The sequence below is a fragment of the Clostridium aestuarii genome (assembly GCF_026735135.1).
GTDB classification, from domain to species: Bacteria; Bacillota; Clostridia; order Clostridiales; family Clostridiaceae; genus Clostridium_H; species Clostridium_H aestuarii.
On sequence record NZ_JAPQER010000005.1, the window covers coordinates 77,863 to 90,367 of the forward strand.

Sequence of the window (12,505 nt, forward strand, 5' to 3'; positions counted from 1 at the left end):
ATTATTACTATATTATGTATAGCAATAATTATGTACAATTATACCCAAAATGAAAATTTGTATTATGCAAGATAAAAATTAATATATTTAACTAAAAAGATAGAGTATGTTAGTAAAACAATACAAGTATTCTTCATATAATGATTGTAACAAAAACTATTAAGTAAAGAAGGGATAATATGCTTCAATTTAAAACATTAGATATTGATGATAGAGCTGTTCTTAATAGGTATCTAAAACCGTATAAATTTCTAAGCTGTGAGTATTCCTTTGCAACATTATTTATGTGGAAAGATGCTTGTGACATTCAATATAGTATATATAAGGACACTTTAATAATAAAAAAGAAAGATTTTGAAGGTAAATATTATTTTATACAGCCAATAGGATATAACGATAATGAATTGATGAATTTAGTAGAAGTTTTAAGAGATTATAAAGAAAAAAATAATATGGATTATTTGTTCAGTGATTTAGAAAGGCAATTTGTTAAAAAAGTAAAAGATTTATATAAAAAAACAAGAAAAGATTTTAAGGTTTGTAAAAAAGAAAGCAAGGATAATTTTGATTATATATATGATGCTAAAAATCTTATTGAGTTATCTGGAAAAAAATATCATAAGAAGAAGAATCATTACAATGCATTTGTAAAGAAATATGATTATAGGATAGAAGATATTTTAGACAAGCAAGTTATTTTTGATTGTATAAGAGCTGCTGAAATATGGTATGAAAGAAAAGAGGAGAAAAATAAAATTCTTATACATGAATTAAATGCTATAAAGGAAATTTTAAAGTATATGGATGAATTAGAATTAAAAGGTTTAGTAGTTTATGTAGATAATAGTGTACAAGCCTTTAGTATTGGAGAAAAAGTTAATGATAAAATGGCGATTATCCATATAGAAAAAGCTAACGCTGATATAAGAGGAATATATAGTTTTATAAGTAGAACATTTATAAAAAGATATTTTAATGATATAAGTTTAATTAATAGAGAAGAAGACATGGGACTTGCTGGACTTAGAAAGTCAAAGATGTCTTATCGTCCAATAAAGTTTGCAAAAAAATATATTTTAGATTTTTAAATACAAAACCAAGTAAAGTATCGATACAATTGACTATTTGTAATTATTGTGAAATAATTCAATTATACCCATGGGTGAGATAATATACAAAAATTAAATACTGAGATATTATGGGAGGGTATAATATGAATAATAGTTGTTCAAAAGATATTAATACTAATAGTAAAGCAAAGGATATTGTTTTATCAGGATTATTAATTAGTTTGGTATTTGTAGCTACAATGTTTATAAATATTCGTTTGCCTATTTCTATACATGGAGGATTGATTCATTTAGGAAGTGCGATGGTGGTAGTTATATCAATTATCTTTGGAAAGAAGAAAGGCACTATAGCTGCAGCATTTGGTATGAGCTTATTCGATTTAATCACAGGAGGAGCACAGTGGGCTCCATTCACCTTTGTAATTAAAGGTTACATGGCATATATTATAGGAACTATGGCATATGCCAAAGGGAGAAATGGTAACAGTATCTTATGGAATTTCATAGGTGTATTGTTTGGTGGCGTGTGGATGATTGCTGGTTACTATATGGCTGAGGTTTTTATTTATGGGAACTGGTTTTCACCAATAACATCTATACCAGGAATGATTGTACAAATTGTTGCTGCAATGATTTTTGGATTACCAGCAGCTGCTGCATTAAAAAAAACTGGTATTAAACTATAGACTTGGAAATTTGAAACTTAAATTTCCGAGTGTTATAGTTTTTAAAGTTTAGATATATATCATAAATAAGTAGTATACTATAGACTATGTTAATTATATATAGTATAAGTAAAAAGTAATAAATTTAGTCAGTGTAGGATGTACTATACTAGATATACAAAGGAGTTTTTAATATGAAAGAATTTAAGTACATTTTTGGACCAGTACCTTCAAGAAGAATGGGCCTTTCTGTTGGGGTAAGTCCTATTCCAAGAAAAGCATGCAATTATTCTTGTGCCTATTGTCAGCTTGGAAGAACTGACAGAATGACAAATCAGCGCAGTGAATTTTTTAAACTTTCGGATATATTAGATGAGTTTAAAGAGTACTTAAAAGAACAATTTAAGTTTGATGTAGTAACAATAGTAGGAGAAGGAGAGCCTACATTGTATTCAAAATTAGGTGAACTTATATTAGAGTTAAAAAAACTGACTTCTAAACCTATTGCAGTTATTACAAATAGTGCGCTTTTATATGATAAAGAAGTAAGAAAAGAGTTAATGAATGCAGATATAGTTCTTCCATCTTTAGATGCTCATAATGAAAATATTTTTAAAAAGGTAAATAGACCTTATGGAAAAATTAAATATGAAGAAGTTTATCAAGGATTAGTAGAGTTTTCAAAAGAATATAAGGGTGAATTATGGTTAGAAGTAATGATTATTAAAGATTTAAATGATGATGAAAAATCTTTAATAGAAATCAAGGAAGTGTTAAATAATATAAAATATAGTAGATTGTATATAAACACTCCTGTTAGACCACCAGCAGAAGAATGGGTCAAACAAGCATCAAAGCAATCAATAGAATTAGCTGTTAATATATTAGGTGGCATATCTATAGATATGCTTGATTCAGAAGGCTTTTTTAGTGAAGTAGAGGATGATTATGAAGCGATATTAAGCATTATAAGAAGACATCCTATGAATCAATATGAAATTAGAAAATTCTTGGAATCTAGAAAATGTAGTAATATAGAAGAAATTTTTACAAGATTGAAAAATGATAATAATGTACAAACAGTAGAATATAAAGGATATAATACTTATAGATTAAACATATGAAAGGTGGTAAAAGCATATGATAAGAACTGTTAAAAGAGTCGCTGCAATTCATGATTTATCTGGTTTCGGAAGGTCATCATTATCAGTTATTATACCGGTTTTATCAATGATGGGGGCGCAAGTTTGTCCGTTACCAACGGCTATTTTATCAACTCATACTGGAGGGTTTGAAGATTTTAGTTTTGTTGATTTAACAGATTCAATGGAAAAGTATATTGAACATTGGAGAAAATTAGATATAGAATTTGATTGTATTTATAGTGGCTTTTTAGGATCAACTAAACAAATAGAAATAGTTTTAAAATTTATAGATATGTTTGAAAATAAAGATAATCTAGTAGTAATAGATCCAGTTATGGCTGACAACGGTGAGTTATATAGTACTATGGGTATAGAAATGGTAGAAAATATGAAGAAACTAGTTGGAAAAGCAGATATTATAACTCCTAATTTTACAGAAGCGGCATATCTTTTGGGTAAAGATTATACAAATAATATTACAGATGAAGAAATAAAAGAGTGGCTAGTTGAATTATCTGATATGGGACCTAAAATAGTGATTATTACTAGTGTTCCTGATAATAAATTACAAAAAAATACAAGTGTTATTGCTTATGACAGCGAATATAAAAAATTTTGGAAAGTTAGTTGTAGATATATTCCTGCTCATTTTCCTGGAACAGGAGATATATTTACTAGTGTAATTGTTGGAAGCTTATTACAAGGAGATAGTTTACCAATTGCATTAGATAGAGGAGTGCAATTTATAACGGCATCAATTAAGGCTAGCTACGGCTTCCAATATCCTCAAAGAGAAGGCGTTTTATTGGAGAGAGTACTTGGAAATTTAAAAATGCCTGTTATTGTAAGTAGTTATGAATTGTTGGAGTAAAATGAGTTTAGATATGTTAAAACAGCATCCACATAAAAAATGTAGGTGCTGTTTGTGTTTTATAATAAATGTTTATTGTTTTTCTCTCATAATTATGCAATTTCATCAATTTTGTTGTTTGGATTAATTAAATGTATTATTTTAATATATATAAACCTATTTTAAAATAAAAAATTTATATAAAAATTTTAACGGTATTATTATTTCAAAATATAGAGGGGAGAAATTATGAAAGATGAAAATTCAAATTTAACGGATATAGAATTTATTATGAGGAAAATTTGTGCATTTATAAAAGTGGATGAATTTAGCTATGATAAAGTAGATAATTATACTAATAATGCATTAAATGAAATTAAGATTAAAGAAAATACCATTAAAATTAATAAACAAGAAAATATAAATTTAAAGGAAAGTATTGAATTAAATAAAGAAAAATTAGATTATATAAAAAAATCTGTTAGGGATACAGAATGTAAATTGAATATGGAAAAAAATAAAATAAGAGAACTTAAAAATATATTAAGAATATTAATGTCTAGAAAGAAAGTAGATAAGTTAAAAATGATTGTTATACCTAAGTATATAAAAATCATTAAAAAATATGGTGATATAAAAAACATACAAAATCAAATATATGATCATAGTTTGAAAAGGGAGGATTTGGTTAATGAAATATATGATTTGTTTAGTCAAAAGAAGAGAGTGGATAATAAAATAAATAAGAGTAACAAGATTATAGGAAAGCTGAATAAAGATTGCATACATAAAGAAAAAGAAATTAAAAGTATTAAAGGTAGATTAAAAATCTTAAATCAATATATGAAACAACTTTATGATGAAAGTAGCAAGAAGAATTAGGTAACTTCTTGCTGCTTTGGTAAACTAGATTTTATGGAATGAAAATGAAAAGGTAAATATAAAATTATAAATAACGTAAATATAAATCCAACAAAAATAGGAATGTAATAAGGATAAGGAGGTAAATAATCTAGAGGAGATGATGTTAATGGTTTCTGTCTCAAATAAGAGTAATTTCCATTAACTAAGTAATTAAATCCTCCAACAATAAATATGTATATAAACGACCACTTAAAGGTCCTTTTTAAGGAATTTATAGTTGGTATATAGTTATATACAAAAAACATAAATGCTATAGAAATTAAAATACAGCCATGTCCAATAAAAAATTGAACGTACATTATGTGAGGAAATTTAAATCCAGAAGTATCAGGGGTTAATAGGGCTATAGAAGCTCCGCTAACTCCCCAAAAATAAACTATGTCAAAGAGTTTGCGATTTCCTTTTATAACCATAAATATACATAGTATTTCACATATTCTACATGTATATAAAGGAAGAGATTCTTTTAGTGTAAAATTACCACTATCTATATACCATAAATACAATAGAATTTGCTGTAAAAGTAAAATTACTGCTAAAGAGGAACCTATAATTTTTCTTGAATGTTTGTTTTTTAGTTTTTCTTTATTAAAGTATATTAATAAAATAATTGATATAATGATTGTTAAAGATAACACATGTCCATTTGAAAAACTTTCAAATTGAGAATTGTTAGTTGTTGATTTCCAAAACATACTAATGTCAAATTTCATATCTATAGCCTCCTGTTTTATATATTGCAATTATATTAAATTTTAGTGAAAAAATCAAAAAAAATTAGAGATATAAAATGTTGCTTTTTATATCTCTAATTTTATGTATACAAATTTAATTTAATAATGTATTTTTATTCAAATTTAAATTTGTCTATTTCATTTTGAAGAGTTTCTGCAAGAGTTTTTGATGATTCAGCAGTAGATACTAAATTTTCTATACCAGCTAATTGTTCCTGTGCAGAAGCAGATACTTCTTCGGTACTTGCTGATGTTTCTTCTGTGATTGCTGATATGTTTTGTATTGCTGAGATTATTTCATTTTTACTGTTTTCCATATTTTCTGCATATTCTTTAAGTTCCTTCATTTTATTTACTAGATTTTTTAATGCTGAGGAAGTATTATTGAATATATTTTCAGTATCGTCTATTGATGAAGTTTGTTCTTTTACTGTTTCACTTACAAAATTCATTTCGTTAACAGCACTATTTGCTTTTTGTTGTATATTTATTATTAGGTTTTTTATATCATTAGTTGCATCTACAGTGTTTTCTGCTAGTTTTCTTATTTCATCAGCTACTACAGCAAAGCCCTTACCAGCTTCACCAGCTCTAGCTGCTTCTATTGAAGCATTTAATGCTAATAGGTTTGTTTGGCTTGATATACTATCAATTAAATCAGTTATTGCTTCGGCATCTTTAGCATATTTATCTACATCTGATACTATTTTGTGAATTCCTACTATATTATTATTATTTAATGTTGTTTTGTCATTTAAAATTTTCAGTATTTCTTTTCCTTTTTCACTTAAAGTGTTTGTTTCTTGAGAAATAACAAATACATCTTCTACTAATCCAGTTGTGTTTTTGATTACATCCCCTAAATAGTCTGTTTTTTCAGCTACAGTTTGTGTATCTTCTGCTTGTGTAGCTGCACTAGACGCAACTTGATTTATTGCATTTGATACTTCATTAGTAGTTTTATTGTATTCTTCGGTTATATTAAATAAGTTATCTGATGATTCAGATACAGTATTAGATGAATTCTTTATATTTAATAATAATCTTTTTAAATTACTCTGCATTTTATCAAGTGAGTTAGCTATGTTTCCAATTTCATCTTTAAAATTTTTAAATTTTTCAGGAATTTTTGAAGTGAAATTTCCTTCAGATAATAAATGAATATGGTCAGCACAAATAGTTAGTGGTTTTAGTGAAGCTTTGATTGCTAATATTAATAATATTGCAGTTATGATAATGGTTATTGTAACTAAAAATATTGAGCTAAGTATTATAGAATGTTTAGATTCATTAAGTTCTTTTAAGGATAATCCTATATTTATAGAACCAGTATTCTGTCCGTTGTTGTTAATTGGAACAAGAATGTCATAAACTAATTTATTATTAACATAATGTTTTTTTGAATAAACATTTCCATCTATTGAAGCTGTTCTGCTTCCTTCACCATCACAAGATGAACCTATCATATTTTTATCATTATGAGCTACTGCAGTTAGATTTTTATCTACTACAACTGCAAAATTTACATTATCAGCTTTAGAAGCTTTTTCAACAATACTTTGTTGTCCTATACTTTGCTGAAGGTTAGCAATTTTATCAGCACTTATTGCTATTTGAATAAAATATCCATTGCCTATATTAACAGCGCCAAACTTGTAATGTTTACCATCACCGTTAGTGCTTTGTCTTATAGCTTCGGTTAAAACTTTTTTTTGACCTTTGAATAATTGCTGCATTGGATTTTTATCTGGATATTTTTGTCCAATATTACGTGACGTATTAGAAAAGATAACTACTGCATCTGAATTTGCAATGTTTATTATTGCTAAGTTCATTTGTTTTGATAGTTTAGTTAACTTTTCATTTGACATTGTATTGATATCCATATCTCCTATTGCATATGCAGATGCTAATATTTTTTCATCCAATAATTCCAGAATAGTGTTGTCTACTGCATAGCTGTTTTGAATTTCGTTAGCCATTTCTGTTGCTAAACCTATTCCACTAGAAGAAAGCTGTGATTCCATTTTATTTTCCACTATATTAACTATCGAAATTGTTAGCACAATTGTAGATAGTAGAAGTAATAATAGTGATAGTAATGTGATTTTAAACTTTAGTGGTAGATTTTTCAATTTTCCCATTGGTATCCTCCTATAGTTACTTTATTTGAAATAAACAGTGTATTTTGTTTAAATACACAAAATTTCAATATTAAAGTTAATTCAACAAAAAATGTAATAATCCTCTTTTTATAGATAAATTTTTTAAAAACATTATCTTAATATTGATATTTTAAGTGTTGAATTTGTTTAAATATATAATTTATTAGGATAAAAAATAAAACCATTAGAATATAATTTTTTATATTCTAATGGTTTTTAATTATGTTTAAATTTAATATTAAGTTGTATATTATACTATTTTTCTAAAGAGTTATAAGCTTCAATTGCATGAGTTAATACAATCATACCATTCTCAATATCTTCAATATTTGTACAGAATGATAATCTAACTTCATTTTTGCCAAGGTCTTCTGTAGCATAGAAACCTGATGCTGGAGCAATCATTATTGTCATGTTGTCATAGCTATAATCTGTTAGAAGCCACTCTGCAAATTTTTCTGTATTATCTACTGGAAGTTTAACTAGCATATAAAATGCTCCACCAGGCTTATCACAAACAACACCAGGGATTCTTTTTAGATAGTCGTACATTAAATTTCTTCTTGATTTATATTTGGTGTTTACATCTTCTATATAGCTATCTAATGTATTTATTAAATTTGCAGCAGCACATTGTTCAATTGTAGATACACAAAGTCTTGATTGACATAATTTTAATATATGTTTTATTAGTTTGGTATTTTTAGAAGCTACTAAACCTATTCTTGCACCACAAGCACTATAATGCTTGGAGATACTGTCTACTAAAATTATTCTGTCTAGCATATCATGCATGTACATAAATGATGTATATGCAATATTATCGTATACAAACTGTCTATATACTTCATCTGAAATAATATATAAATCATATTCCTGTGCGATTTCAGCTAACATTTTTAATTCATCATATGTGTATATAGTACCTGTTGGATTTACAGGATTTGAAATTAAAATACATCTAGTTTTATCGGTTATTTTTTTTACTATTTCTTCTTTAGGTGGAAGATGAAATCCATTCTCTATTGTAGTTAAAAATGGAACAACTTTTGCACAAGCAATTTTAGCAAAGCTATTGTAATTTGAATAGAAAGGTTCAGGAATTAGAACTTCATCACCAGGATCACATATAGCCATTAAAGCAAATAAAATTGCCTCACTACCACCATGAGTTATGAGTATTTCATCTTTTGACAATTCAATATCCCATTTTTTATAAGATTTTATAAAGCTATCTATTAAAATATCTATACCCTGAGAATCAGAGTATTTTACAATTTTTTCATCATATTTGGCCAGACCTTCGAAAAATGCATCAGGTGTAACTACATTTGGTTGTCCAATATTGAGAGAATACACTTTTATTCCTTTTTTTTCAGCGTTGTGTGCTAAAGGAACAAGTTTTCGTATAGGAGAAAAATTCATGTCTAAAACTCTGTTCGATATTTTCATACAAAGGCCCCCATAATAATTTTAATATGATAATAAGTATACTCTAAAAATTATACTTATTCAATATTAAAATATAATAACTATAATGTTGAAAAAAGATGAACATATAATATATAATTTATTATGCAGATAAATCACATATTATATGTCATATAATTATTAAAAATAAATTTAAAGGAGATAATCTAAATGAAGAATAGAATTTTTAATATAGCAATAATAATTATAACGGCTGTTATTTTTATGTTTTTGGTTATATCCACAAATGGATTAGAAAATTTAATTTATCAGCTGAAGAACGTAAACTGTTTATGGATTATATTAGCTATATTGTGTATGTTTATATATTGGTTATTAGACAGTATTATTTTAAATATACTTGCAAAATCGCTACACATAAAACAAAAAATAATGGAATCTTTTAGAATGACAATGATTGGGCAGTTTTTTAATTCTATTACGCCTTTTTATTCAGGAGGGCAACCAGCTCAAGTATATTTTATGATGAAAAAAAAGATTCAATGTGGTACAGCAAGTTCAATTTTAGCTATGAAATTAATTGTATATCAATGTGTTTTAGCTCTATATTCTTTGATTATAATCATACTAAAATGTACTTTTTTTAAAGTTAAGCTAACTAATTTCTTTTATTTAGCTATCTTGGGGTTTTCTTTAAATGCCGTAGTTATTTTGTTTTTAGTTTTAGCTTCTATCAATAAAAAAACTACTAGAGTTATACTTAGATTTGTATTTTTGATTTTAAATAAAATTCGTGTAGTTAAGAATACACAGAAAATATTAGAAAGAATAGAAGAGGAATTGAACAATTTTAATAAAAATGCATTATTAATAACTCAAAATTTTAAAATACTAATCATAGTTAGTTTAGTTACTGCAATTCAGCTAACTTCATATTTTATTATACCTTATTTTATTTATAGGAGTTTTAATATGAATTTAGCACATTTTTGGAATATGGTTGCAGCTGCTACTTTTTTAAATATGGTCGTTACTATTATTCCTCTTCCAGGTGCTTCAGGAGGCTCAGAGGGAGGGTTTTATTTGTTGTTTGGTATGTTCTTTAAAGGTCATACTATAGTAGTTGCAATATTAATCTGGAGATTTATTACTTATTATCTGTGTATAGTAGTTGGAAGTATATTTACAATAAAAGAGAAGAACTATTGTTGATATAAATGGAGGTATATTATGATTTATGAAAATGGTCAATTTTGTATTGTCAGTGACTTTAATATGAAAGAAATAAAAAAAGATAGGTATAATATAGATATATTAATTCATTTAGAAGGTAGATGTATTAATGTATATTTAGATAATTCTCCTAAATGTTTAAATTCTAGATTACAATTTCCTTTAGTAACAAGTGTACTCATCAGGTTTTGTATTTTAGAAGATAACAATATAGGTACTATTCATTTTTTAAGTGGTTCAGATTTATATTCAACTATAGCTAACTTTGAAATAGATTATAACGATCATTTTATACAATTGAAAAACAGAGAATATTTCGCGGAAATGAAAATATCCAGTAAGTAAAAATGTTAAAACATATCCAAGTGTATCATTATATGTATTTTTTTAATATATAAAGGAAAATAAAGCATATTATAAATGATTTGGTATAAATGAAGTTATAAAAACGCATTAGGATAAGATTTATGATAAAATAACCTTCGTTGTTAGAAATTGAAAAATCAATAAATTTAATAATATATGGGTCTATAGCTCAGCTGGTTAGAGCGCACGCCTGATAAGCGTGAGGTCGATGGTTCGAGTCCATTTAGACCCACCAACGTGTGGGTATGGTTCAATGGTAGAACGTCAGCTTCCCAAGCTGAACATAGGGGTTCGATTCCCCTTACCCGCTCCAAAATAAAAAGAACACCAAATTAAGGTGTTCTTTTTATTTTAAGTAGTTTGCGTATTTTTTAATAGTAATGTTGAAATTAAAGCGCCTATAACTGTAGGTATAATCCAAGCAAAGCCTTCACTTGCAAAAGGTAGTTTACTTATTATATTTCCAACAAAAGTTATATCAATACCAGCAGCTGAAATTCCATCATATAAACTTATAACTAATGCACCAATAACAGCACCAATATAAGCAGTTTTTGGTATATAATCATCAAAAATATTCATTAAAATAAGTACAACGGCTAAAGGATATACTGCCACTAATAGAGGTACAGCAAGTATAACAATTTTTTCAACTCCTACATTTGCAAAAACTGCACTAAAAACAACAGTTGAAATTACAATAGAGGAATAACTTAGTTTGTTATTACTTAATTTGTTAAAAAAGTCTCCTACAGTTGCTGTAAGTCCTATTGAAGTAGTAAGACATGCAAGTGAAACAACTATTCCAAGAGCTATTTTACCAAAGTCACCTAATAAAGTATTTGTTATTGAGATTAGTAAATCTGATTTGTTTTTGTCAACGGGAAAAATACTATTAGTTGAAGCTCCCAAATATATTAAACCACCATATACAAGAGCAAGACCTATGGCCGCTATTATTCCAGCTTTTATAGTTAAGCTTATTTGTTCTTTTTGTTCTTTATATCCTTTGTTTATAACAGAGTTTAATATTACACTGGCAAATACTAAAGAAGCTAAAGCATCCATTGTTTGATAACCTTCAGTAAATCCTTTAGATAATGGAGATACAGAAATAGGATTAGTTGGTGCTCCAATAGGTGATATAATACCTTTAATTATTATAATAAATACCATTATCAGTAGTAGAGGAGTAAGTATTTTAGCTATTTTATCTACAATTTGAGAAGGTTTAATAACAAAATAAAGTGTAAGTCCAAAGAATATTATAGATGCAACTACAGGACTAATTCCAGGGAAAATAGGTTTTATACCTAATTCATAAGTTGTAGCACCTGTTCTTGGGATTGCAAGTAGAGGTCCTATAGCAAGTATTATTATAGTAGCAAAAATTTTACTAAAAATAGGTCCAACTTTGTTACCTACATCATAAATTGTACCCCCAGCTTTAGAAGCTGCAATTATACCTAGAAGTGGCATACCTATAGCGGTTATGAAAAAACCTACACCACAAATCACCCAATTTTTACCTGCGAAAAGTCCTAAAGATGGAGGGAAAATTAAATTCCCAGCCCCAAAAAACATAGCAAATAAAGCTACGCCTAATACTAAAATATCATTATTCCTTTTTTTCATTTTTTTAGCCTCCCTTTGTATTATATTATGTTTTTTTTAGGTTTTTATAAATTAAATAAAAAAATCTTCCATCCCTAAGAATATATCTTCATATTCTTAGGGACGAAAGATTAACATTCGTGGTACCACCCTAATTCACAGTTGTAGTAACTGTCTTATTATTCAGGTCGGATGTAATTTAAAGTTTTAGACATTTAAAATAAATATTACAATCGAACCATATCCGTATATCGGCGGCAACCGTCCGCATCTACTAAATTTATTAGAAAAATCTTTCGAATTGGCAG

Annotated in this window: 11 protein-coding genes, 2 tRNA genes and 1 other annotated feature (1 of these 14 cut by a window edge); of the genes, 9 read left to right on the forward strand and 4 right to left on the reverse strand. The window is 27.0% G+C overall.

Annotated features, from left to right (window positions below; translation table 11 throughout):
- The first annotated feature begins 179 nt into the window (after window positions 1–179).
- The 5 genes from OW763_RS12165 to OW763_RS12185 all read left to right on the forward strand — a co-directional run bounded on the left by OW763_RS12165 (window position 180) and on the right by OW763_RS12185 (window position 4,612).
- Window positions 180–1,088: a DUF2156 domain-containing protein gene (locus OW763_RS12165; RefSeq protein WP_268041415.1), complete on the forward strand. Its 909-nt coding sequence runs from the start codon at window positions 180–182 to the stop codon at window positions 1,086–1,088.
- A 125-nt stretch (window positions 1,089–1,213) separates the two neighbouring features.
- The gene (locus OW763_RS12170; RefSeq protein WP_268041416.1) at window positions 1,214–1,756 is read left to right on the forward strand and encodes an ECF transporter S component; all 543 of its coding nucleotides are present in this window, start codon (window positions 1,214–1,216) and stop codon (window positions 1,754–1,756) included.
- Window positions 1,757–1,929: 173 nt separating this feature from the next.
- Window positions 1,930–2,859: a radical SAM protein gene (locus OW763_RS12175; RefSeq protein ID WP_268041417.1), complete on the forward strand. Its 930-nt coding sequence runs from the start codon at window positions 1,930–1,932 to the stop codon at window positions 2,857–2,859.
- Between the two features lie 16 nt (window positions 2,860–2,875).
- Window positions 2,876–3,751 (forward strand): pyridoxamine kinase, encoded by an 876-nt coding sequence (locus OW763_RS12180; RefSeq protein ID WP_268041418.1) that lies wholly within the window; start codon window positions 2,876–2,878, stop codon window positions 3,749–3,751.
- A gap of 228 nt (window positions 3,752–3,979) precedes the next feature.
- Window positions 3,980–4,612, forward strand: coding sequence for a hypothetical protein (locus tag OW763_RS12185; protein ID WP_268041419.1), 633 nt, complete (start codon window positions 3,980–3,982; stop codon window positions 4,610–4,612).
- Here the strand turns inward: OW763_RS12185 and OW763_RS12190 are convergent.
- From OW763_RS12190 to OW763_RS12200, 3 genes are all read right to left on the reverse strand, one after another.
- Window positions 4,609–5,367: a YwaF family protein gene (locus OW763_RS12190; protein ID WP_268041420.1), complete on the reverse strand. Its 759-nt coding sequence runs from the start codon at window positions 5,365–5,367 to the stop codon at window positions 4,609–4,611. The genes OW763_RS12185 and OW763_RS12190 overlap by 4 nt on opposite strands.
- A gap of 134 nt (window positions 5,368–5,501) precedes the next feature.
- Window positions 5,502–7,532, reverse strand: a complete 2,031-nt coding sequence (locus tag OW763_RS12195; protein WP_268041421.1) for a methyl-accepting chemotaxis protein — start codon at window positions 7,530–7,532, stop codon at window positions 5,502–5,504.
- A 276-nt stretch (window positions 7,533–7,808) separates the two neighbouring features.
- On the reverse strand, window positions 7,809–9,005 hold the full coding sequence (locus tag OW763_RS12200; protein ID WP_268041422.1) for a pyridoxal phosphate-dependent aminotransferase: 1,197 nt from the start codon (window positions 9,003–9,005) through the stop codon (window positions 7,809–7,811).
- A gap of 189 nt (window positions 9,006–9,194) precedes the next feature.
- Here OW763_RS12200 and OW763_RS12205 point away from each other — a divergent pair, with 189 nt between their 5' ends.
- From OW763_RS12205 to OW763_RS12220, 4 genes are all read left to right on the forward strand, one after another.
- Complete coding sequence (locus OW763_RS12205; protein WP_268041423.1) at window positions 9,195–10,196, forward strand: lysylphosphatidylglycerol synthase transmembrane domain-containing protein; 1,002 nt, start codon at window positions 9,195–9,197, stop codon at window positions 10,194–10,196.
- Between the two features lie 18 nt (window positions 10,197–10,214).
- Window positions 10,215–10,562: a hypothetical protein gene (locus tag OW763_RS12210; RefSeq protein WP_268041424.1), complete on the forward strand. Its 348-nt coding sequence runs from the start codon at window positions 10,215–10,217 to the stop codon at window positions 10,560–10,562.
- A gap of 179 nt (window positions 10,563–10,741) precedes the next feature.
- A tRNA-Ile gene (locus OW763_RS12215) sits at window positions 10,742–10,818 on the forward strand.
- A 4-nt stretch (window positions 10,819–10,822) separates the two neighbouring features.
- A tRNA-Gly gene (locus tag OW763_RS12220) sits at window positions 10,823–10,896 on the forward strand.
- Between the two features lie 38 nt (window positions 10,897–10,934).
- Here OW763_RS12220 and brnQ read toward each other — a convergent pair.
- Window positions 10,935–12,218: a branched-chain amino acid transport system II carrier protein gene (gene brnQ, locus OW763_RS12225; RefSeq protein WP_268041425.1), complete on the reverse strand. Its 1,284-nt coding sequence runs from the start codon at window positions 12,216–12,218 to the stop codon at window positions 10,935–10,937.
- Between the two features lie 95 nt (window positions 12,219–12,313).
- Window positions 12,314–12,505, reverse strand: a binding site (T-box leader); it runs 101 nt beyond the window's last position.

Excerpts from the sequence above, each read along its gene's own strand:
- OW763_RS12165 (WP_268041415.1), top strand. The coding sequence starts at position 180 with ATGCTTCAATTTAAAACATTAGATATTGATGATAGAGCTGTTCTTAAT.
- OW763_RS12170 (WP_268041416.1), top strand. The coding sequence starts at position 1,214 with ATGAATAATAGTTGTTCAAAAGATATTAATACTAATAGTAAAGCAAAG.
- OW763_RS12175 (WP_268041417.1), top strand. The coding sequence starts at position 1,930 with ATGAAAGAATTTAAGTACATTTTTGGACCAGTACCTTCAAGAAGAATG.
- OW763_RS12180 (WP_268041418.1), top strand. The coding sequence starts at position 2,876 with ATGATAAGAACTGTTAAAAGAGTCGCTGCAATTCATGATTTATCTGGT.
- OW763_RS12185 (WP_268041419.1), top strand. The coding sequence starts at position 3,980 with ATGAAAGATGAAAATTCAAATTTAACGGATATAGAATTTATTATGAGG.
- OW763_RS12190 (WP_268041420.1), bottom strand. The coding sequence starts at position 5,367 with ATGAAATTTGACATTAGTATGTTTTGGAAATCAACAACTAACAATTCT.
- OW763_RS12195 (WP_268041421.1), bottom strand. The coding sequence starts at position 7,532 with ATGGGAAAATTGAAAAATCTACCACTAAAGTTTAAAATCACATTACTA.
- OW763_RS12200 (WP_268041422.1), bottom strand. The coding sequence starts at position 9,005 with ATGAAAATATCGAACAGAGTTTTAGACATGAATTTTTCTCCTATACGA.
- OW763_RS12205 (WP_268041423.1), top strand. The coding sequence starts at position 9,195 with ATGAAGAATAGAATTTTTAATATAGCAATAATAATTATAACGGCTGTT.
- OW763_RS12210 (WP_268041424.1), top strand. The coding sequence starts at position 10,215 with ATGATTTATGAAAATGGTCAATTTTGTATTGTCAGTGACTTTAATATG.
- brnQ (WP_268041425.1), bottom strand. The coding sequence starts at position 12,218 with ATGAAAAAAAGGAATAATGATATTTTAGTATTAGGCGTAGCTTTATTT.